We start from the raw sequence: 21,388 nt of genomic DNA, 5'->3' as shown, positions 1-21,388 counted from the left end.
CGGACCAGCATCTTCTTCGTGGTCATCTTCCCGATCGTGCTGATCATGGTGCTGGGCCTGTCGTTCGGCTCGGGCCTCGCCCCGCGGCCGGGCGTCACCGGCGGATCGGGCCCGCGAGGAGCCGAGCTGGTGGCGGCCCTGGAGCGGTCCGGCCAGATGGAGGTGGTGCGGGTCGGCGACGACGCCGAGGCCCGCGAGATGGTCGAACCACGTCACCCCGCACGCCTGGGCCCTGGACGGCTTCGCCGTGCTGCTGCGCGAGAACGGCACGATCCTGCCGCAGCTCGGCGTGCTGGCGGCGTACGCGGCGGCCTTCCTCGCCCTCGGCTCCTGGCGCCTGCGCGCGGCCCTGACCCGCTGACCCGCGCCCTGTGCACGGGAGGGCCGCTTACGGGAGGGCGGCGATGAGCTCCTGCACCGGCTTGCGGGCGCCGGTGTAGAAGGGGATCTCCTCGCGCGTGTGCCGGCGCGCCTGCGCCCCGCGCAGCGTGCGCATCAGGTCGACGATCCGGTGCAGCTCGTCGGCCTCGAACGCCAGCATCCACTCGTAGTCGTTGAGCGAGAAGCACGCCACGGTGTTGGCCCGCACGTCGGGATAGTCACGCGCCATCCTGCCGTGCTCGGCCAGCATCGCCCGCCGCTCGGAGTCCTCCAGGAGATACCACTCCAGCGAGCGCACGAACGGATAGACGCTCACGTAGCCGCGCGGCTCCTCCTCGGCGAGGAAGGCCGGAACGTGCGACTTGTTGAACTCGGCCGGCCGGTGCAGCGCCATCGCCGACCAGACCGGCCTGCTGTGTCGGCCCAGCGTCGTGCGCCGGAACCTGGCATAGACGTCCTGCAGGTCCTCGGGCGTGGGCGCGTGCCACCAGAACATGAAGTCGGCGTCGGCCCTGAACCCCGCCACGTCGTAGACCCCCCTGGTCACGACGTCTTTCCCGGCGGCCTGGTCGAGCAGCTCCTGCACCTCCGCGGCCAGCTCGTCGCGGTTGGACGGACACGGCTCGGTCGCCTGGAAGACCGACCACATCGTGTAACGGATCACCTGGTTGAGATCGCGGGCCTTCGGCCGCGGAGCGCCCTCTGTCATGGTGCCTATTCTCCTCGCAGGCTCAGGTGGTCGAGAATCCGGGCCGCGGCCGTACGGGCGGTGCCGACGCACGCGGGGATCCCGATGCCGTCGTAGGCCGCCCCGCACACCGCCAGCCCCGGCTGCACCGCCACCGCCGCGCGTACCCTGGCCACCCGGTCGAGGTGGCCCACGTTGTACTGGGGCAGCCCGCCGCCCCACCGCGTCACCCGGGTGTCGGCCGGCAGGCCGCGCACGCCCATCACGTCGCCCATCTCGGCCATGGCCAGCGAGACCAGCTCGGCGTCGTCGCGCTGCAGGAGCTGCTCCTCGCCGAGCCGGCCGATCGAGCAGCGCAGGATCACCAGGTCCCTGGCCAGGTGGGGCCACTTCACCGAGCTGAACGTGACCGCCTTGACCGGCCGCCCCTCCACGGGCGGCACGAGGTAGCCGCTGACCGCCGGCGGCTCGGGGAAGGCGTCGATCGGGTACGCCAGCGTCACGACCGCCATGCTGGCGTATTCGATCCTGGCCAGCTCGCTCGCCGCCTTGGGCGCCTCGGCCTTGAGCAGCCTGCTCGCGGCGGGTCCCGGCGTGGCCACGATCACCGCGTCCGCCTCGACGATCTCGGGCCTCGGCACCGGGCCCGTGACGAGCTGCCAGCCGTGCCCGGTCCTGCGCAGCTCGCGTACGGTGACGCCGGTCCTGATGTCGGCGCCCGACTCTTTGGCGACCGCCTCGGGCAGGCTGCCGACGCCGTTGCGCAGCGAGGTGAAGACCGGCCCCGCGTCCTTCGGCGCCTCGTCGACGAGCTGCCTGGCCGCGCTCAGCAGCGAGCGCTCCGACCGCGCCACGGCGGCCACGCGCGGCATCGTGGCCTCCAGCGACAACAGGTCGGACCGGCCCGCGTAGACCCCGCCGAGCAGCGGCTCGATCAGCCGCTCCACGACCTCGGCGCCCATCCTGGCGCGGATGTAGGCGGCCACGGACACGTCGGTGCGGACCAGGGTCGCCGGCAGGATCTGGTCGAGCGGCACCCGCAGCAGACCGGCGGGCGAGACGATGCCCGACCTGGCCAGCTCGGTCAGATCGGCGGGCACGCCCATGATCTGGCCCTTCGGCAGATGGCGCAGGGCGCCCCTGGTGTAGATGGCCGAGCGCGTGGTGCCGGGCAGGACCAGGTCGTCTCCCAGCCCGACGGCCCTGGCCAGCTCTTTGCCCTCGGGCCGCCTGGCCAGCATGGACTCCGCTCCGGCGTCGACGCTCACCCCGGCGACCTCGGAGGCGTACAGTTTGCCGCCGATGCGCGGGGAGCCTTCGAGCACCGTCACCCTGACCCGCTCGCCCGCGCCCTGGCGCAGATACCACGCGGCGGCCAGACCCGAGATCCCCCCGCCGATGACGACCACGTGGGCCCGATTCCCTTCCACGCCTCATGACGCTACCGCCTCACGGGCTCGCCCAGCCGCTCGGGGCGCGTGACCGTACCGTGATTCCTTTCGTCAAACCGCGCCGACCCACGACCCGTCTTATGGGCATGAGGAGATTCCGGTACGCCGTCGCACTCTCGGTCTGCGCGGCCGTGTTCCTGACCGGCTGCGGTGGCGGCATGTCCCTCCAGAGCCGGGGTGATGAGGCGGGGGCCGCCGCGCCCCAGCCGGCCACGGCGGCCGACTCCGACGCCACCACGCGGGAGGAGAGCGCCGCGAGGATGGCCCGGCCCAGCAAGGCGCCTCAGTCCGCCGGGGGTGAGAGCGTCGTCTCCAACGTCAAGGTGGCCCAGCAGGAGCAGCGCCAGGTCATCTACACCGCGAGCATGACCGTGCGGGCCAAGGAGGTCGGCTCCGCGGTCCAGCAGGCCAAGCAGATCGTCATCGCGGCCGGGGGCCATCTGTCCAAGGAGGAGACCAGCTCCGCCAGCGACACCGAGGACTCCGCCATGCTGGAGTTCAAGATCCCGCCCGCCAAATACGCCGAGGTGCTCGGACGGCTCGGCCGGGACCTCGGCAAGCAGCTCTCGATGAACCAGGGCACCCAGGACGTCACCCTGCAGGTGGCCGACGTCGAGAGCCGGCTGAAGTCGGCGCAGCAGTCCCTGGAGTCCCTGCGCACGCTGCTGAAGAAGGCCGACACGATCGGCCAGGTGCTGCAGGTCGAACGGGAGATCTCCGCACGCGAGGCGGACCTGGAGTCACTCCAGGCCCAGCAGAAGGAGCTGGCCACGCAGGTCGCCATGGCCACGCTGACGCTGCGACTGGTCGGCCCCGTGACCGTCGTCGAGGACCCGGCGGAGGAGCCGGCGGGGTTCGTGGGCGGGCTGAAGGCCGGCTGGCAGGCGCTGGTCTCCTTCACCAAGACGGCCCTGACGGTGGTCGGCGCGCTCCTGCCGTGGCTGATCGTCTCGCTGCCGCTGATCGCGCTGGTGACCTATCTGGTGCGGCGCGACCGTGCCAGGCGCCCCGCTCCCCCGTCGGCCCCCGCCGAGCCCGCCTGACCCGCAGGGCCGACGCGAACGTGCGTCAGGCCGCCGGAGAGTGCTCGTGGACGAGGTCCGTCAGGCGCTTGAGCTGGTCGGGGTCGGTCGAGGGCAACACCCCATGGCCCAGGTTGAACACGTGGCCCTCGGCCGCCTCGCCCCGCCGCAGCACCTCCAGGGCCTTGCGCTCCACGACCTCCCACGGCGCCAGCAGGATCGCCGGGTCGAGGTTGCCCTGCAGCGCCTTGCCGGGCCCGACCCGGCCGGCCGCCTCGTCGAGCGGGACCCGCCAGTCGACGCCCACCACGTCGGCCCCGGCCTCGCCGAGCACGCCGAGCAGCTCGCCGGTGCCCACGCCGAAGTGGATGCGCGGCACGCCGGCGACGCCCTCGAAGATGCGCCGGGTGTGGGGCAGGATGAACTCCCGGTAGTCGGCCGCGGCCACCGCCCCCACCCACGAGTCGAAGAGCTGCACGGCCGAGGCGCCGGCGGCGATCTGGATCCGCAGGTGCGTGAGGACGATGTCGGTCAGCCGCTCCATGAGGGCGTGCCACAGCTCGGGGGCGCCGTACATCATGGCCTTGGTGCGGTCGTGGTTCTTCGACGGGCCGCCCTCGATGAGATAGGAGCCGAGGGTGAAGGGGGCGCCGGCGAAGCCGATCAGCGGGGTGCCGCCCAGCTCGCCGGTGAGCGCCTCGATGGCCTCGGTGACGTAGGAGACGTCGCCGGGCTCGAGCGGGCGCAGCGCCTCGAGGCCCCTGGCGTCGCGGATCGGGTCGGCCACGACGGGGCCGACGCCCGGCTTGATGTCGAGGTCGACGCCGATGGCCTTGAGCGGGACCACGATGTCGCTGAAGAAGATGGCCGCGTCGACGCCGTAGCGGCGGACCGGCTGCATGGTGACCTCGACGATCAGGTCGGGCGTCGCGCACGCGGTGAGCATGGGCACACCCTCGCGGACCTTGAGGTATTCCGGCAGCGACCGCCCGGCCTGGCGCATGTACCAGACAGGTGTGTGGGGGACGGGCTGGCGGCGGCAGGCACGCAGGAACGCGGAGTCGGCGAGGTTCACCACACCAGGGTGCCATGTACGGCAGGCGGTCCCAACACGGGAGCGCACCCGGGCGCACGGCGGCGAGGTGTCGGAAAAACATGCATTGGACACCCCAAATCATGATCAGATAGCCAGATGAAGGTTTACCGGTCTGCTCGGCATCGGCGTCGCACACGGGTCGAACACACCCCATGCCCGACCAGAGAGCCGGTCTCGACTGGGCCAAATGTTCGCCAACCCACCGCGCGGCATCGATTCAGCGACCACTTTCGGGACACGCCGAGCGCGTTGCGGGGAATTGTCAGCGGCTCGTGCCAACGTCGGAGCCACGACCCGAAGAAAGGCCCCGGTTCGATGACTCATGCGATGACCGCGTTGTGGAGTTCCCCAGAGCGCCGCAGTGAGCGCTGCCCTTCATGCGCCGGTGTGCGACCGTTCGAGCAACCGGCCTGCCTTGACGGGCACGAGCCGGGCGAGTGTCCCGAATGGGCCTGCCTCGAGTGCGGCCACGCGATCATGCTCGGCTCCGCCGAGTCCACCCGCCCGGTTCGCCAGCTGGTTACGGCAGCGGCTTGATCACGAAGGATGAGCACCCCCGTGGTCCCCTTCCGTCCGTCTTCGACCTACGCTTCGGCTATGACACTCGGTGACCGGCCACCGCCTCCGGCCGCGTTCACGCGCGCGGCCGAGAGCCTGCGGCTGGCGGAGGTCAGACCGGAGATCGAGCTCGAGGACCTTCCCGCGCCGCAGCGGCTGGCCCCCTACTCGGCGGCCATCGGCGCGTCGGTCTACCGCGACGACGACGAGCTCGCGGTCGGCCGGCTGATCCTGCTCTACGACCCCGACGGCCAGCGCGGATGGGAGGGCCCGTTCCGGCTGGTGGCCTACGTCCGGGCCGACATGGAGCCGGAGATCACCTCCGACCCGCTGCTCGGGCCCGTCGCCTGGAGCTGGCTGACCGAGGCTCTCGAGGCACATCAAGCCGACTACTCCGCCGCTGGCGGTACGGTGACAAGAGCCGTTTCCGAGGGGTTCGGCAACAAGGCCGACGATCCGGTCACGACGGAGCTCGAGCTGCGGGCGTCCTGGTCACCCACGCAGGAGGATCTCTCCGGCCATGTCGCCGCCTGGTGCGACCTCATGTGCCTGGCGGCGGGGATCCCGCCGCTCCCGCCCGACGTGGCCGCGCTGCCCCGCCGACGTGATGATCCGGAGAGTGACCGAACGAAGTGAGGGCACCAGTCAAGACAGCACCAGCGTCATGAGGTCGGTGAACTCATGACAGAAGAACGCACAGTGGAGCCACTGCTCGAGCCGCGCGAGGGCATCCCCCCTGTCGTCGCCGACGCCCCCGGGCTGGCCCAGGTCGTGGCGCGATTCGCCGCGGGCACCGGCCCCGTCGCGGTCGACGCCGAACGCGCCTCCGGCTACCGCTACGGCAACCGCGCCTACCTGGTCCAGCTCCGCCGGGCCGGAGCGGGCAGCGCGTTGATCGACCCGATCGGGTGCCCCGACCTGTCCGCGCTCGACGAGGCCGTGGCCGGCGCCGAGATCGTGCTGCACGCCGCGTCGCAGGACCTGCCGTGCCTGATGGAGGTGGGGTTCAAGCCGCGCGAGATGTTCGACACCGAGCTGGCCGGACGGCTGCTCGGCTACGAGCGGGTGGGGCTCGGCACGATGGTCGAGACCGTGCTCGGGCTGCGGCTGGAGAAGGGGCACTCGGCGGCCGACTGGTCCACCCGGCCGCTGCCGGAAGACTGGCTGCGTTACGCCGCACTCGACGTCGAGGTGCTCGTCGAGCTGCGTGACGTGCTCCACCGCGAACTGGTGGAGAGCGGGAAGCTGGAGTGGGCGCGCGAGGAGTTCGCCGCCGTGCTCAACACCCCGCCGCCGGCCCCCAGGTCAGACCCGTGGCGGCGGACGTCCGGCATTCACAAGGTACGCAACGTCCGGGCCCTGGCCATCGTGCGTGAGCTGTGGACCATGCGCGACCGGATCGCCCGCGACGCCGATCTCGCGCCGGGGCGGGTGCTGCCCGACGCGGCCATCGTCAGCGCCGCGCTGGAAGGGCCGCGTACAAAGAAGGCATTGACCGAAATTTCGGCATTCACCGGGCGAAGTGCGCGCCGGCACATGTCCGACTGGCTCAGCGCGGTGGCCAGGGCACGCGCCCTGCCGGAGAACCAGCTTCCCGCGCCCAGCACGCCCGGCGACGGGCCGCCTCCGCCCAACCGCTGGGCCGACCGCGACCCGGCCGCCGCCAAGCGCCTGGCCGCCGCCCGCGCCGTGGTCGCCACGCTGGCCGACGAGCATCACATGCCCACGGAGAACCTGCTGCAGCCCGACGCCGTGCGGCGGCTGACCTGGGAGCCGCCCGCCGACCTCAGCGAGGAGAGCGTGACGGCCAGGCTGCGCGAACTCGGCGCCCGCGAGTGGCAGCTCCGGCTCACCGCCCAGCCCATCGGCAAGGCCCTGTCCAGGCTGGAGACTCGCGGCGAGCCCTGAGGAACGACCCCGCGGGCGGGTATGAGCTCCTGAGAGCTTCGACCGGCCCGCCGGGGAAGTTCGCGGCCGTCACCCGGGGTCGAGGCCCACCTGAGGCTCGCGCTACTTGACGCCTTCGGTGGCCCGGCCGTACGGTTCGGGAAAGCGCTTTCCGCATGTTGTCCTGAAGGGATCCCCATGAGCGTGCGCACCATCGGCGTCGTGATGAACGGCGTCACCGGACGGATGGGCTACCGCCAGCACCTGGTCCGTTCCGTCCTGGCCATCAACGAGCAGGGCGGTGTCACGCTCTCGGACGGCGAAAGGGTCAAGCTCAAGCCCGTGCTGGTGGGTCGTAATGCCGACAAACTTGCAGATATCGCTACGAAGCACGGAATTTCGGATTTCACCACTGACCTGGACGCGGCCCTCGCCGACGACGGCAACCTGATCTACTTCGACGCCCAGGTCACCAGCGCCCGGGTCAAGGCCGTGCTGAAGGCCATCGAGGCGGGCAAGCACATCTACGCCGAGAAGCCGACGGCCGAGTCGACGCAGGAGGCCATCGCGCTGGCCGAGGCCGCCACGGCCAAGGGCGTCAAGAACGGCGTCGTGCAGGACAAGCTCTTCCTGCCTGGCCTGCTCAAGCTGAAGCGGCTGATCGACGGCGGCTTCTTCGGCCGGATCCTGTCGGTGCGCGGGGAGTTCGGCTACTGGGTGTTCGAGGGCGACTGGCAGGAGGCGCAGCGCCCGTCGTGGAACTACCGGATCGAGGACGGCGGCGGCATCGTGCTGGACATGTTCCCGCACTGGCACTACGTGATGGAGAACCTGTTCGGCCGCGTCCGGTCCGTCTACGCCCAGGCCGTGACGCACATCCCGGCGCGGGTGGACGAGCAGGGCAACACCTACCAGGCCACCGCCGACGACGCCGCGTACGGGATCTTCGACCTCGAAGGGGGCATCGTCGCCCAGATCAACTCCTCCTGGACCGTTCGCGTGAACCGGGACGAGCTGGTCGAGTTCCAGGTGGACGGCACGCACGGCAGCGCCGTCGCGGGCCTGCGCAACTGCCGCGTCCAGCACCGCTCCGCCACCCCCAAGCCCGTCTGGAACCCCGATCTGCCGGCCACGGCGCGTTTCCGCGACGGCTGGCAGGAGGTGCCGGACAACGCCGAGTTCGACAACGGGTTCAAGATCCAGTGGGAGGCGTTCGTCCGGCACGTGCTGGAGGACGCGCCGTTCCCGAACGACTTCGCCTCCGGCGCCCGCGGCGTGCAGCTCGCCGAGCTGGGCCTGCGCTCGAACGCCGAGGGCCGCAGGATCGAGGTGCCGTCGCTGTGAGGCTCGACCTGCCCGGCTTCGGCTCCTACCCGCTGAGCGAGCCGGCGACCTGGCCGGTCGCCGAGACGCCGGCGGCGCGGCGCATCGTCTACGCCGCCGCCCACGTGGTGGCCGACCCCCTCGGCGACAACACCCCCGGCTCCCCCGCCGCCGTGGACTGGGACGCCACGCTGCGCTTCCGCCGTCACCTGTGGTCGCACGGCCTGCGCGTCGCCGACGCCATGGACACGGCCCAGCGCAACATGGGCCTGGACTGGGCGGCGACCAAGGAGCTCATCCGGCGCAGCGCCACCGAGGCCCGCTCGTACGGCGACCCGGCCACACTCGTCGCCTGCGGCGCGGGCACCGACCACGCGCCCGACGCCGCCGACCTGCACACGATCACCGCCGCGTACGCCGAGCAGATCGAGACCGTCCAGTCGGCCGGCGCCGGGGTCATCGTCATGGCCTCGCGCCAGCTCGCCCGCGTGGCGACGGGACCGCAGGACTACCACCAGGTGTACGGCAAGCTCTTCGGTCTGGCCGACCGCCCGGTGATCCTGCACTGGCTGGGCGAGATGTTCGACCCGAACCTGGCCGGCTACTGGGGCTCGCGCGACGTGGCGGCGGCCACGGAGTCGTTCCTGGAGCTGGTGCACGCCCACGCCCCGATGGTGGACGGCGTGAAGGTGTCGCTGCTGGACGAGGAGCACGAGATCGGGCTGCGCGCGGCGCTGCCCGAGGGCGTCAAGCTCTACACCGGCGACGACTTCAACTACCCGTCGCTGATCAAGTCAGGCTCGCACGCGCTGCTGGGCATCTTCGACGCCATCGCCCCGGCGGCGGCCGCGGCGCTCCAGGCGCTGGACGCGGCCGAGGCGGCCAATGACGAGGCGGACCGGGAGCGGCTGCTGGCCCGCTACGACGAGATCTTCGCCCCGACCGTCCCGCTGTCGAGGAAGATCTTCGAGAGCCCGACGTACCACTACAAGACCGGCATCGTCTTCCTCGCCTGGCTGAACGGCCACCAGGACGCGTTCGTCATGGTGAACGGCGCCCAGTCGGCCCGCTCGCTGATCCACCTGTCGGAGGTGTTCCGCCTGGCCGACCAGGCCGGGCTGCTGGCCGACCAGGAGCTGGCCGTGCGCCGCATGAAGGCCCTGCTGGCGGTGAACGGCCTGTGAGCGGGCCGGGCCGGACGGCCGCCGGGCTCGGCGGGCTGTCACTCAACCAGTGGACGACCAGACGCTGGTCGGTGGCCGAGGCCGTGGACGGGTGCGTCCGGCACGGGCTCGGAGCGGTCGGGCTGTGGCGCGAGAAGGTGACCGAGCAGGGGCTGGCGGAGAGCGTCAAGCTCGTACGGGCGGCCGGGCTGCGCGTGTCGTCGCTGTGCCGCGGCGGCTTCCTCACGGCGGGCGGGTTGCCCGGCGAGGAGGGCCGCGCCGCCTTCGCCCAGGCGCTGGAGGACAACCGGCGGGCCATCGACGAGGCGGCCGAGCTGTCGGCGGCCTGCCTGGTCATGGTCGTCGGCGGCCTGCCCGGGGTGAAGCCGGGTGAGGCGCTGCCCGCGGGCTTCTCGCGCGACCTGGCCGGGGCGCGGCAGCGGGTGGCCGAGGCGCTGGCGGAGCTGGCGCCGTACGCCGGGGAGCGGGGGGTCAGGCTGGCCCTGGAGCCGCTGCACCCGATCTACTGCCCCGACCGCGCGGTCCTGTCCACGCTGGGCCAGGCGCTCGAACTGAGCCTGCCGTACCCGGAGGAGCAGGTCGGCGTGGTGGTCGACACCTTCCACGTGTGGTGGGACCCGAAGCTGTTCGAGGACGTCGCGCGGGCGGGCCGCCGGATCGCCTCCTACCAGGTGTGCGACTACCTGCACCCGCTGCCGGCGGACGTGCTGCTCGGGCGGGGCATGATGGGCGACGGCGTGATCGACTTCCGGCCGATCACCCGCGCGGTCCAGGCCGCCGGCTACACCGGGGACGTCGAGGTGGAGATCTTCAACGCCGACATCTGGGCCGCCGACCCCGACGAGGTCGTGGCCACGATGAAGGCCCGCTACGAGGACGTGGTCCTGCCCGCCTCGTGACCCACCGCGAGGACGCGCTCGCGACGTGACGCGCCGCGAGAACGTGGTAGCGCCCCTTGTGAGGGCATGCCTGGTGATGCGCGGGGGCGGCGTCAGATCAGCCGCCGCTCCATCGCGGCGACCACGGCCGCCGCCCTGTTGTCCACGCCGAGCTTGGCGAAGACGTGCTTGAGGTGGGTCTTGACCGTGGTCTCGCTGATCAGCAGCGCCCGCGCCACCTCCTTGTTGGCCGCGCCGCGCGCGATGAGCCGGCGCACCTCCAGCTCCCGCGGACTCGGCGCCACCCCGCTCTTCGGGCCGAGGCCCGCCATGAGCTGCGAGGTGATCCGCTGCGCGAGGACCCGGCCGCCGGCCGCCGCCGTGCGGACGGCCGCCTGGAGCTCCTCACGCGGCGCGTCCTTGAGCAGGTAGCCCGCCACACCGGCGGCCAGCGCCCGCGACACGTCCGCGTCGGTGTCGTACGTCGTCAGCACCACCACCCGGATCTCCGGATGCGCGGCCGACAGCCGCTCGATCGCGCCCACCCCGTCGAGCCCCGGCATGCGCAGGTCCATCAGCACCACGTCGGGCCGGGCGGTCCTGGCCCGGGCCAGCGCCTCGTGCCCGTCGCCCGCCTCGGCCACCACCTCGATGCCGGGCACGCCGTCGAAGATGCCGCGCAGCCCGTCGCGCACCACCCGGTGGTCGTCGACGATCATCAAGCGCACGGGATGCTGGGGTGCCGAGCGCGACGATCCGGCCCCGGCCGAACACCGCGACCCGGTCGCACAGCTCCTCGGCCTCGTCCAGGTAGTGGCTCACGAGCACGGCCGTGGTGCCGGACGCCTTCAGATCGCCGATGAGCGTCCAGGTCTCGCGGCGGGCGACGGGGTCGAGCCCGGTGGTGAGCTCGTCGAGCACGACCAGCTCCGGCGCTCCGACCAGGGCCAGCGCGAGCTTGAGCCGCTGGCGGGGCGCGGCGGCGCGCGGCATCGCCCGATCGTGCGCGGGACATCCTCCTTCCGGAGGACCCCTACGACAGCTCCACCGTGCCCGCCGCGCCGTTGACGGTGATCTCCTGGCCCGAGGTGACGCGGTGGGTCGCGTCCGCGACGCCGACCACGGCCGGGATGCCGTACTCCCTGGCCACCACCGCGCCGTGCGACATCGCGCCGCCCATCTCCATCACCAGACCGCCCGCCGTCAGGAACAGCGGCGTCCAGCCGGGGTCCGTCGAGGGGCAGACCAGGATCTCGCCGGGCTCCAGGTGCGCGCCGACCGGGTCGAGCACCACCCTGGCCACGCCCGTGACCGTGCCGGCCGAGGCGGCCGTGCCCGTGAGCGCGCCCTCCGCCGCGGGCGCCGCCAGGGCCTCGGGCTCGGTGCCGTCGGAGAGCAGGACCCTGGGCACGTGCCGCCGGCGCCGCTCCCGCTCGTACGCCGCCCGCCGCTCGGCCACCAGGTCCCGCAGGTCGCCCCCGTCCAGCGCCGCCCTGACCTCCCGCAGGTCGAGGTAGAACACGTCCGCGGCCGAGTCCAGCACACCGAGGCCCGCCAGGTGCCCGCCGACCACGAGCAGGCTGCGCCGTACCGCGGCGATGGTCTTGACCAGGTAGAACTTGGGCAGTTCGCGCAGCCCGGCGTACGTGCGCGTGCGGCCGAGCCCGAACCGCACCACGGCCGCCCGCCACCGGCCCCTGCGCCGCGCCCGCGCCGCCACCCGCGCGATCGCGGCGTCCGCCTCCTGGACGCCCTTGGCGAACAGCTCCGAGGGCGCGAGGCCGCCGTTCACGCGCAGGTAGTTGGCCAGCACGCCGAGGATGTGCGCCGGCTCCTCCGACCACCTCGGCACGCCCACGTCGATCTCGGCGACGCCGCGGTGGCCGTAGGCGGCCAGGAACGCGGTGATCTCCCGCTGGGCCACGGGCGGGAGCCGCTCCTCCTGGTAGAGGCGGACGAGCTCGGCCACGGACCGCTCCCTGAACGGCTCCGGCTCGACGCGGGTGGCCAGGTGCCACAGTTCGAGGTCCATCTCCGTGGTCGGGTTGTGCGGGACGCTGCGCAGGACGTCGCCCATCTCGTTGACCGGCACGCCGGACAGCTTGGAGGCCAGCGCGAACAGCCCGTAGCCGGTGACCACGATCGGCATGATCGAGATGATCACCGGGAAGGTGCCGGCCAGCATGCGCTCGGCGTGGTCGAGGCGCTGTGCCGGGGTCGCGGAGCCGGGCACCGCCAGTCGCCCGTCGAGCTCCTCGCCGAGGCGGGCCGCGTACGCCAGGGCCTTGCCGGGCCTGGTGAGCGCCATGAGCACGCGGGAGGGAAGGTGGACGCGGCGGGCGAAGGACCGCAGGCCGCGCAGGAAGGGGCGGCGGGAGGTGTGCGCGAGCGCCAGGCGCGGGTCCTCGAACAATCGCTCCATGACGCTCACGGTGCGGGCCTCGCCGAGCGTCAGCGCGCGCGGGAGCAGGGCACGGCCCGGGCGGCTGCGTACGGCGGCGGTGAGGTCGAGCCACACGCGCTCCCCCGAGACCGCCAGGAAGGGCGCGCCGTCGAGGGGGTCGGCGGGGCCGTGCCCGGCCAGGCCCGCGCCGCCCGCGCTGATCAGCCGGAACGCCGACAGGCCCATGGGCGTGAGCGGCCCCATGACGCCCTGGGCCACGTTGACCGAGAAGTACACCCGCAGCCCCGGCCTGGTGGTCTCGGGCAGCGGGTAGAGCGTGGTGATGGGCCTGGCCTGGGTGAGCCAGAGCGTGCCGTCCGCGTCGACGGCCCACTCGGTGTCCTGGGGCGCGCCGTAGTGATCCTCCACGCGGGCGCCCAGCGCGGCCAGGTCGCGCACCTGGTCGTCGGTGAGGCAGAGGCCGCCGGCGGCGCTCTCCGGGGCGGTCTCGACGCGTTCGGTGCCGCCGCCGGGCAGGGAGCGGATGGCCAGCCGCTTGTCGCCCGCCTGCCGTTCGAGGATCTCGCCGCCGTGGACGATGAAGCGGTCGGGGTTGACCGCGCCGGAGACGACGGCCTCGCCGAGCCCGGGGGCGGCGTCGATCACGGCCTCGCGCCGCCGGCCCGTCACCGGGTTGGCGGTGAACATCACCCCGGCCACCCGCGCGTCCACCATCACCTGGACCACCACCGCGAGCCGCACGGCGGCGTGGTCGATGCCGTTGGACTCGCGGTAGGCGACGGCGCGGTCGGTCCAGAGCGAGGCCCAGCACCGGCGTACGGCTTCCACCACAGCCCGCGCGCCCACCACGTTGAGGAAGGTGTCCTGCTGCCCGGCGAAGCTGGCGAACGGCAGGTCCTCGGCCGTGGCCGACGAGCGCACCGCCACCGGCACGTCGTCGCCGAGCGCGGCGTAGGACGTCACGATCGCCTCGCGCACGGCGTCCGGCACCGGCGCGTCGAGCAGGTGCCGCCTGGCCCGCTCGGCCAGCCCCTCGCCCCCGGTCTCCAGGCCCCCGATCTCCAGGCCCTCGGCTACCTGCCGGTACGCCTCCGTCGTCAGCGCCCAGCCGGGTGGCACGGGCAGCCCGGCCCTGGTCAGCTCGCCGAGGTTGGCGGCCTTGCCACCCACCTCGGCCAGCATGCCGGCGTCGATCTCGGAGAAGTCCATGACCGTCTTCATCGCGTGCACCCCTGCCGTTCAGCGTCCCGTCATCCAGTGTCACGCCTCACGCCAGGAAATTCAACGGTCGATGAATCACGGTTCGAGAGGCACACCGTCCAGATCCCAGGCGGGATCGACGGCCACGCCCAGCGCGGCCAGCGCCGTCGGCCCCACGTCCACCAGCCGGGGCCCGGCCAGCCGGCGTCCCCCCAGGTCCTCGCCCAGCCGGTGCACGATCACGAACACCGTGCGCTCCTCGTCCGAGGTGCCGCCGTGCCCGCCCGCGTCCACGTGACCGTGGTCGGTGGTGACCAGCACGGTCCAGCGCTCCTCCGTGTACGCGGGCCGCGCGCGCACGGCGTCGAGCAGCCGGCCCAGGTAGGCGTCCTGGGCCTGGAGGGCGGCGGCGTACTCGGGACAGTGGGGGCCGAGGTCGTGGGCCACCTCGTCGGTGTCGCCCAGGTAGACGAAGACGGCGCCGGGGTCGTCGGCCGCCAGGTGCCGCTCGGCGGCCTCGGCGACCTGCTTGTCGGCGGCGGCCCAGCCGACGGTGTAGCCGTCGAGGACGAAACGGAGGTCGATGGCGGGGCCGAACGCGCCGTGCTCGGCCAGGGCGGCCCAGGAGAAGAAGGCCGCGGTGGCCAGCTCGGGGCGGGCGTTCTTCGCGCGGGTCAGGAAGTCCGGAAAACTCCTGAACCGGTGGCCGGCGAAACCGTTGTCCACGACGCCGTGCTTGTCGGGCCAGGCGCCGGTGGCGATGGAGGACCAGCCGGGGCCGGAGTCCGTACGGGACCTGATCACCCGGCCGCCGTCCCCCGGCTCCGGGCTCTTGGGGACGACCTCGCCGGGCGACTCCGTACGCGGTGTGCCGGCCTCGCCGTAGGGGAGCAGACTGGTGCCGTACGCGCCTGTGGCCATCAGCCCGGCCAGGACGGGCGCCTCCAGCGCGATGAGCCGGTCGAACCGCAGGCCGTCCATGCCGACGACGAGCACCTTGTTCTTGGTTGGGGGCATCCCCCCATCTAAGCGGCGAAGCGCCGCACCCAGTCGGCCGCCCCCGGCAGGATCTCCTCGACGGGCGCGACCTGCGGATACCACGTGCGCTCCCACTCCAGCGACACCCAGCCGTCGTAGCCGGCCGCGCGCAGCAGCTCGCCCGCCTCCTCCAGGGGCACGGATCCGGTCCCCATCGGCACCGGCGTGGTGTCCTGGGCCGAGACCGCGTCCTTGACCTGCACGTACGACAGGTGCGGGCCCAGCGCGGCCAGCGACCGCTCCGGGCACTCGCCGTGGCGCCACGGGTGCAGCAGGTCCCAGATCGCGCCGGTGGTCTCCGGGCGGCCCGCCTCGGTGAGCAGCCCGGCCACGGCGGCGCAGGTGGCCATGCTGTCGTGGGTCTCGACGAGCACGCGGAGGCCGAGGCCGGCGGCCGTGCCGGAGACCGCCTTGAGCCGGCGGGCGCCGACGGACGGATCGTCGCCGCGCGGGAAGACCCGTACGCCGGGCGCGCCGAGGTCGGCGGCCAGCCGCAGATCGGTGTGGAGCGCCTCGATGACCGGTTCGTCCGGCCCAGGCTCGCAGATGCCGACATATCCGGCGAGGGCGGCGATCTCGAGGCCCGCGCGCTCCACGCGCTCCCGCACGGAGGTCCGCTCCGCCGGCCCGAGCCCGCCGTGCACGCCGGTGTCGGGGTGCAGCCGCAGTTCGAGCCCCTGGCAGCCGTGCCCGGCCGCGATCTCGATCGCCCTGTCGAGCCCTTCGCCGGGCATCCCCAGCGTGCTGACCGCCAGCTTCACGCCATCCTCCGTACGCTCTCCCGCAGCACGACCTCGCCGGCGACCTGCTCCACGACGATCTCGCTCTCCTCGTTCAGGGCCAGCTCCAGCGCCCGTGCCCCCATGTCCTTCAGCGGCAGCCGCACGGTCGTCAGCGCGGGCACGTGATCGCGCAAGGTGACGATGTCGTCGAATCCCGCCACCGAGACGTCCTCGGGCACCCTGACCCCGCGCTCCCGGTAGGCCGCCAGCGCCCCCACCGCCATCACGTCGTTGACCGCGAACACGCAGGTGGCGTCGCCGACCTGCTGGGCGGCGGCATAACCGCCGTCGCGGTCGAACGGCCCGTGGATCACCTGCGGGGCCGGCAGCCCCAGCTCCCGCAGCGCGCCCGAGAACCCGGCGCAGCGGTCGGCCGCCGTCACCAGGTGGGGCGGCCCCGCCAGCACCGCGAACCGCGTGTGCCCGAGACCCGCCAGCGCCCCGGCCAGCTCCGCCGCGCCCGCCCGGTTGGCCGGCGCGACGGTGTCGACGCCGAGCAGGTCCTGTCCCACGCAGGCCGCCCGGCCGCCGCCCGCCTGGTAGCGGGCCAGCTCCTCGCGCAGGCGGCCGGTGACGGCGGGGTCGGCGACGCGCGAGCCGACCAGCAGCACCGCCCGCACGCGCTGGGCGTTCAGGGTGGCGACGTAGGCGATCTCCTGCTCGGGGTCGCGGTGCGTGGTGCCCACCATGACCAGTAGGCCCTCGGTGGCCGCCGCCCGCATCGCCCCGTCGGCCAGGGCGGCGAAGTAGGGGTCGGTCAGGTCGTGGACGACGATGCCGATGACGTTGCTCGCGCCGCGGGCGAGCGTCTGGGCGGCGATGTTGGCGCGGTAGCCGAGCTCGTCCGCGGCCTGCTCGACACGCGCCCGCAGGGCCGCGCCCACCTGGCGGGTGCTGCCGTTGAGCACCCGCGAGGCGGTCGCCAGCGAGACGCCGGCCTGCTTGGCGACGTCTTCAAGCGTGACCACGAGACCTCCAGGGAAAGCGGTTTCCAAGTCTGCCAGACCGGCACCTGGATCCGCATCCTCGCACGTCTCAGGCCCACGGGAACAGGATGTCGAGCAGCCCCTTCTTCTCTTCCGTCGGGGTGGGGGCGGGAGCCTGGGTCGTGGCGGGCGGCTGCGTGACGGGCGCCTCGGTCGCCTGCTGCTTGGACTCCTGCTTCTCCTTCGGCGTGTCCTCGTTCAGCTCGCCGTTGTCCGCCGTGTCGTTCGTCGGGTTCTGCGCGGTCCGGGTGGGCTTGCTGGTGGCCCTGGAGGTCGGCTGGCTGGTGCGCGTGGGCGTCGGGCGCTGCGACGCCGGCTCGCGGGTGGGCCGGACACGCTGTTGCGTCGAAGGCGGGTTTGCGGGCCCAGTTTCGGTCGGCTCAGCGCTGTCCGAAATTGCGGGCTCGTCGGCGGTCTCCTCCGGCTCCTCCTCGACCGGAGCCTCCTCGGGAACCTCGGTGTCGGTCGGAGCGCTCACCTCTCCCGCGCTGGCGCAGTGGCCGCCGTTGCAGGGGTCGTCGGAGGAGGTGCCGGTGAGCATCCAGCCGGCGCCCACGCCGACCAGCACCACTGCGGCCGCCGCGATGAGCAGCTTCCTGGTACGGCGGCGCACCTCGCGCTCACCGCCGGAGGCCCCGGCGTTCGCGTCGTCGGTCCACCCCGAGCCGAGGAAGCCACGCTTGGGCCGGTCGTCGTCGAAGTCGTCGTCGTCGCGCCCCGACTCGTAACCGCGGTCGAGCGGCAGGTAGGGGTTGCCGTCGTCGTCCTGCCGGGACTCCACCCGGTGCGGACCGCTGTGCCCGCCGAGCAGGTCGTGCGGACCGCTGTGACCGCCCAGGTCGCCCAGGTCGCCACGGGAGTCCTGCAGGCCCAGCGGGTCGTCGGGGTTCAGCGGGTCGTGCGGGCCGCCCAGGTCGTGGCGACCGGCCACGTCGTGGGCACCACTGAGAGAGCCACTGGGGGAGCCACTGGGGGCGCTCAGCACGTCGTGGGCGCCGCTGGGCCCGCCCAGCACGTCGTGCGGGGCCGGGCCGTCGAGCACGTCACGCATGCCGTCGATCCGCTGCGGCTCACCGAGACCGGTCAGCGAGTTCTTGTCGGGCGGGAGGATGTAGGTCTCGTTGCCGACCACCTGGATGGCGGGCTGCTCGTCGGTGTCGTCGGTGCTCCACCGCGGGGACAGCACGTCACCCATCAGCTCCGGGTTTAACGACCTCCCCTGCCCATCCTCGTATGGCCTGTCGTTCTCGTCGCGCGCCACGATGGAACCTCTCTAGTACGAATTCGGACCGCGCCCTTTCCTAGCAGACCCAACCACCAGTTGTCCGGAAATTTCACATGTTTCCCTAAAACTACTCTACGTCACTTTCGTCACAGTGTGTTTAGAGTGGAGTACGCGGCGGGTATGGCGGACCCTTCAGGCGCCCGCGAGCCCTGACACCAGATCGTCGAGCGCGCCCTTGACCCGCCCGGCCGCCACCCCGCACTCGCGGAGCCGGTGGGCCAGCAGCGGCGCGGCCAGCGGCGCCAGGAGCGCGTCCGCGAGGCAGTAGGCGTCGGCCCCGGGGCGCGCCTGGCCGATGAGCATGACCAGGTGCCCGTGATAGGCGTCGTACGCGCCCCCGAAGCGGGCCGGCGGCGCCGCCGTCTCCGCCATGAGGAGCAGGTCGAGCTGCTCGATCGTGCGGTCCGCGAGTGCGCCCAGGAACGCCCTGGCCCGCTCCAGCGGCTCCGCCCCCGGACCCAGCGGCGGCGGGCCTTCGAGGAACGCCGCCTGGAACTCCCGCTCCCGCGCGTCGATGAGCGCGTAGGCGAGCCCCGAGCGGTCGCCGAAGCGCCGGTAGAGGGTGCCGACGCCGACACCCGCCGCCGCGGCCACCTCGGCCATCGACAGCCCCTCCACCCCGCGCGCGGCCACGATCTCCTCGGCCGCGGCGAGGATCTTGGCGCGGTTGCGGGCCGCGTCGGTGCGCTCGCGTCTCACGATCTCCATCCTCGCACCGCTTGCATGCGGAATGGATTCCGCTTAACGTTCTAAGCGGAATGCATTCCGGATAAGGAGACGGACATGACACGTGAAGTGGCCCTGGTCACGGGCGGAAGCAGAGGCATCGGCGCGGCCGTCGCGCGGCGGCTGGCGGCCGGCGGGTTCGACGTGGCGATCACCTACCGGAGCGCGGAGAAGCGGGCCGCCGCGGTGGTCGGGGAGATCGAGGCGGCGGGCGGGCGCGGGCTCGCCCTGCGCGCGGAGGCCGCCGAGCCGCGGGACCTGGTCGAGGCGGTGGAGCGGACGGCCCGCGAGCTGGGCCGGCTCGACGTGGTGGTGGGCAACGCGGGCATCGCGCCCTACGGGGCGCTGGAGGACGTGACGCTGAAGGAGGTGGACGAGGTGCTGGCCGTGCACGCGCGGGCGTCGTTCGTGCTGGCGCAGGCCGCGGCGCGGCACCTGCGGGCGGGCGGCCGGATCGTGCTGATCGGCAGCAGCCTGGCCGAGCGGGTGCCGTACGCGGGCTGGACGGCGTACGCGATGAGCAAGTCGGCGCTGGTCGGGCTGACCAAGGGCCTGGCCAGGGACCTGGGCCCGCGCGGCATCACCGCGAACCTGGTCAGCCCCGGCTCCACCGACACCGAGATGAACCCCGCCGACGGCCCGGAGGCCGACGAGGAGCGGCGCCACACGGCCCTGGGCCGCTACTGCTCACCGGAGGACGTCGCCGCCGCCGTGGCGTACCTGGCGGGCGAGGGCGGGCGCGCGGTGACGGGCGCGACGATCGCGGTGGACGCGGGGGTGACCGCCTGAGCGCCGCTCAGAGGCAGGGGTTCGTGGTGCTGTCGACGACCTTGTCCTTGAGCGAGTCGGGGATCGCGGAGACGACGCGCACGCCGGGCCAGTCCTTGCCGATGACGAGCTGGATGACGGGGCCGCCGGGGGTCGCCTTGACCGTGGACTTGTACGGCTGGCTGGTGAGCGGCTTGATCTTGCCCACCTCCGGGGTCCGCTTGTCCTTCGACAGCCGGGCGGCCACCACGTCGCCGTAGGCCGGGCCCTGCTCCGCGTCCTTCTTGGCGTACCGGATGGTGGTGGTCTCGGTCGTGGTGGCGTTGCCCACCTGCGTGACCACGAACCCCTGCCCGGCCAGCGCGTCGGCCACCTGCGCGGCCTTGCCGGACTCGCCGGTGGCGTTGAGGACCTGCAGGCGCACCTGCTTGTTCTCGATCTTCGCCGCGGCGGTCTTGCCCGGCTGGGGGACGGCCTTGATGTCGGTGTCGTTGCGCACGTTCTCGAAGAAGTTCCGGGCGGCCGGCTCGGCGAACTGCACCCGGGCCGTGTTCTGCGGGTACGGCTCGATGGGCACCGTGATGCCCTTGAGCTCCTTGGCGGTCAGTCCCTTGACGCTGTTGGCGATCTCCAGCATCCGGTCGAGGGACAGCCCCTCGTCCACGGTGACGGCCTTGACGGCGGCCTGCAGGAAGTCGTTCATCTTGCCGGGGTCGGTGAGCAGGCCGCCGTCGGTGACCTTCTTCAGCACGCTGGACAGGAACACCTGCTGGCGCTGGATGCGGCTCAGGTCGCTGCCGTCGCCGAGCGCGTACCGGGTCCGCACGTAGCCCAGCGCCTGCTCACCGTTGACCACGTGCTCGCCCGCGCCGAGGACGAGCTTGGCCTTGGGGTCGTTGACGGGCTTGGGCAGGCAGATCTCGATGCCGCCGATGGCGTTGATGATGCCCTTGAAGCCGGTGAAGTCGACCTTCACGAAGTGGTTGATCTTGATGTTGGTGAGCGATTCGAGGGTCTTGATCGTGCAGTCGATGCCGCCGTCGTTGAAGGCGGCGTTGATCTGGCGGAGCCCGGGCCCGATCACGGCGCCGTTCCTGCCCTTGCACTCGGGGACCAGGACCATGGAGTCGCGCGGGAAGCTGATCATGGTGGCGCCGTCGCGGTTGGGGGCGATGTGCATCAGCATGATCGTGTCGGTGCGCTCCCCCGCGCCGACGGTGGTGGCGCCGTACTTCTTGTTGTCGCCGTCGCGGGAGTCGGAGCCGACGAGCAGCACGTTGAGCGCGCCGGTGTCGGGCGGGCGGCTCGGGCCGACGTCGATCGGCACGCGGACGAGACCGCTCTCGAGGTAGCGGTAGTAGCCGTAGCCGCCCAGCGTGGCGACGACCAGCAGGAACGTCAGCACCACCGCCACCCAGCCGAGGGGCGTCAGCGGGTTGCGGCTGGGCGTCGAACGACGCCGCTTGGGCTCGCGAGGTGGTGCCGGCGGCATCGGCGGCGCCACACGCCTGCCGAGAACCGCCTCACCCGGTTGCTCTCTCACACGGTTCACCCCATGCGCCATGATCGCGAAGCTTAGTCACAGACGAGGAGCGAGGAGGACATCTCCGCCCATCTCAACTACTTCGTCCCTCCATACTCGCCGAGACCATGGCTTCGGGGGCACTCCTTCCTCACCTCAGCAAGGGCTCCATCCAAACCCGCGAATCCAGGGCGTCGTCACGCACAGTG

Annotated in this window: 18 protein-coding genes and 1 pseudogene; 7 read left to right on the top strand and 12 right to left on the bottom strand. The window is 72.6% G+C overall.

Annotation, left to right across the window (positions count from 1 at the left end):
- Positions 1 to 388 precede the first annotated feature (388 nt).
- The gene (hemQ, locus tag AB0I15_RS13280) at positions 389 to 1,090 is read right to left on the bottom strand and encodes a hydrogen peroxide-dependent heme synthase (RefSeq protein WP_358094214.1); all 702 of its coding nucleotides are present in this window, start codon (positions 1,088 to 1,090) and stop codon (positions 389 to 391) included.
- Between the two features lie 5 nt (positions 1,091 to 1,095).
- Positions 1,096 to 2,499: a protoporphyrinogen oxidase gene (hemG, locus tag AB0I15_RS13275; RefSeq protein ID WP_358094212.1), complete on the bottom strand. Its 1,404-nt coding sequence runs from the start codon at positions 2,497 to 2,499 to the stop codon at positions 1,096 to 1,098.
- 107 nt (positions 2,500 to 2,606) lie between these two features.
- Between hemG and AB0I15_RS13270 the strand changes: the two genes are divergently transcribed.
- Positions 2,607 to 3,563, top strand: coding sequence for a DUF4349 domain-containing protein (locus AB0I15_RS13270; RefSeq protein ID WP_358094210.1), 957 nt, complete (start codon positions 2,607 to 2,609; stop codon positions 3,561 to 3,563).
- 25 nt (positions 3,564 to 3,588) lie between these two features.
- Here AB0I15_RS13270 and hemE read toward each other — a convergent pair whose 3' ends face one another.
- Positions 3,589 to 4,593 (bottom strand): uroporphyrinogen decarboxylase, encoded by a 1,005-nt coding sequence (gene hemE / locus AB0I15_RS13265; protein ID WP_358094402.1) that lies wholly within the window; start codon positions 4,591 to 4,593, stop codon positions 3,589 to 3,591.
- Positions 4,594 to 5,235: 642 nt separating this feature from the next.
- Between hemE and AB0I15_RS13260 the strand changes: the two genes are divergently transcribed.
- The 5 genes from AB0I15_RS13260 (at position 5,236) to AB0I15_RS13240 (ending at position 10,489) form a co-directional block, all read left to right on the top strand.
- Positions 5,236 to 5,832 (top strand): DUF3000 domain-containing protein, encoded by a 597-nt coding sequence (locus tag AB0I15_RS13260; protein ID WP_358094208.1) that lies wholly within the window; start codon positions 5,236 to 5,238, stop codon positions 5,830 to 5,832.
- Positions 5,833 to 5,877: 45 nt separating this feature from the next.
- Positions 5,878 to 7,104: an HRDC domain-containing protein gene (locus AB0I15_RS13255; RefSeq protein WP_358094205.1), complete on the top strand. Its 1,227-nt coding sequence runs from the start codon at positions 5,878 to 5,880 to the stop codon at positions 7,102 to 7,104.
- A gap of 177 nt (positions 7,105 to 7,281) precedes the next feature.
- Complete coding sequence (locus tag AB0I15_RS13250) at positions 7,282 to 8,427, top strand: Gfo/Idh/MocA family oxidoreductase (RefSeq protein ID WP_358094202.1); 1,146 nt, start codon at positions 7,282 to 7,284, stop codon at positions 8,425 to 8,427.
- Positions 8,424 to 9,590: a dihydrodipicolinate synthase family protein gene (locus AB0I15_RS13245; RefSeq protein ID WP_358094199.1), complete on the top strand. Its 1,167-nt coding sequence runs from the start codon at positions 8,424 to 8,426 to the stop codon at positions 9,588 to 9,590. The genes AB0I15_RS13250 and AB0I15_RS13245 overlap by 4 nt, the downstream gene beginning before the upstream one ends.
- Positions 9,587 to 10,489, top strand: a complete 903-nt coding sequence (locus AB0I15_RS13240; protein WP_358094196.1) for a sugar phosphate isomerase/epimerase family protein — start codon at positions 9,587 to 9,589, stop codon at positions 10,487 to 10,489. Before AB0I15_RS13245 ends, AB0I15_RS13240 begins: the two co-directional genes overlap by 4 nt.
- Positions 10,490 to 10,581: 92 nt before the next feature.
- Here AB0I15_RS13240 and AB0I15_RS13235 read toward each other — a convergent pair whose 3' ends face one another.
- The 8 genes and pseudogenes from AB0I15_RS13235 to AB0I15_RS13200 all read right to left on the bottom strand — a co-directional run bounded on the left by AB0I15_RS13235 (position 10,582) and on the right by AB0I15_RS13200 (position 18,862).
- Positions 10,582 to 11,187 carry a response regulator transcription factor gene (locus AB0I15_RS13235; protein ID WP_358094193.1) on the bottom strand — a complete coding sequence of 202 codons (606 nt, stop codon included), beginning with the start codon at positions 11,185 to 11,187 and terminating at the stop codon, positions 10,582 to 10,584.
- A 16-nt stretch (positions 11,188 to 11,203) separates the two neighbouring features.
- Positions 11,204 to 11,440 (bottom strand): annotated as a pseudogene (locus AB0I15_RS13230) (ABC transporter ATP-binding protein); the annotation flags it as partial.
- Positions 11,441 to 11,501: 61 nt separating this feature from the next.
- On the bottom strand, positions 11,502 to 14,093 hold the full coding sequence (locus tag AB0I15_RS13225; RefSeq protein ID WP_358094190.1) for a PEP/pyruvate-binding domain-containing protein: 2,592 nt from the start codon (positions 14,091 to 14,093) through the stop codon (positions 11,502 to 11,504).
- A gap of 75 nt (positions 14,094 to 14,168) precedes the next feature.
- A complete protein-coding gene (locus AB0I15_RS13220; RefSeq protein WP_358094187.1) occupies positions 14,169 to 15,089 on the bottom strand; it encodes an alkaline phosphatase family protein in 921 nt (306 codons plus the stop codon).
- Between the two features lie 8 nt (positions 15,090 to 15,097).
- On the bottom strand, positions 15,098 to 15,871 hold the full coding sequence (locus AB0I15_RS13215) for a sugar phosphate isomerase/epimerase family protein (RefSeq protein WP_358094184.1): 774 nt from the start codon (positions 15,869 to 15,871) through the stop codon (positions 15,098 to 15,100).
- Positions 15,868 to 16,860: a LacI family DNA-binding transcriptional regulator gene (locus tag AB0I15_RS13210; protein WP_358094181.1), complete on the bottom strand. Its 993-nt coding sequence runs from the start codon at positions 16,858 to 16,860 to the stop codon at positions 15,868 to 15,870. The genes AB0I15_RS13215 and AB0I15_RS13210 overlap by 4 nt, the downstream gene beginning before the upstream one ends.
- A 67-nt stretch (positions 16,861 to 16,927) precedes the next feature.
- Positions 16,928 to 18,073, bottom strand: a complete 1,146-nt coding sequence (locus AB0I15_RS13205) for a hypothetical protein (RefSeq protein ID WP_358094178.1) — start codon at positions 18,071 to 18,073, stop codon at positions 16,928 to 16,930.
- 222 nt (positions 18,074 to 18,295) lie between these two features.
- Positions 18,296 to 18,862: a TetR/AcrR family transcriptional regulator gene (locus AB0I15_RS13200; RefSeq protein WP_358094175.1), complete on the bottom strand. Its 567-nt coding sequence runs from the start codon at positions 18,860 to 18,862 to the stop codon at positions 18,296 to 18,298.
- An 84-nt stretch (positions 18,863 to 18,946) separates the two neighbouring features.
- Here AB0I15_RS13200 and AB0I15_RS13195 point away from each other — a divergent pair, with 84 nt between their 5' ends.
- Positions 18,947 to 19,678 (top strand): SDR family oxidoreductase, encoded by a 732-nt coding sequence (locus tag AB0I15_RS13195; protein WP_358094172.1) that lies wholly within the window; start codon positions 18,947 to 18,949, stop codon positions 19,676 to 19,678.
- Between the two features lie 7 nt (positions 19,679 to 19,685).
- On the opposite strand, the gene AB0I15_RS13190 is transcribed toward AB0I15_RS13195, so the two are convergent.
- Positions 19,686 to 21,200 carry an LCP family protein gene (locus tag AB0I15_RS13190; RefSeq protein WP_358094169.1) on the bottom strand — a complete coding sequence of 505 codons (1,515 nt, stop codon included), beginning with the start codon at positions 21,198 to 21,200 and terminating at the stop codon, positions 19,686 to 19,688.
- Positions 21,201 to 21,388: the final 188 nt, after the last annotated feature.

The organism is Nonomuraea sp. NPDC050643, from assembly GCF_040654715.1.
In the GTDB taxonomy this organism is placed as follows: Bacteria; Actinomycetota; Actinomycetes; order Streptosporangiales; family Streptosporangiaceae; genus Nonomuraea.
Note: the sequence above shows the minus strand (reverse complement) of the source record. Positions and strands in the feature narration are given on the sequence as shown.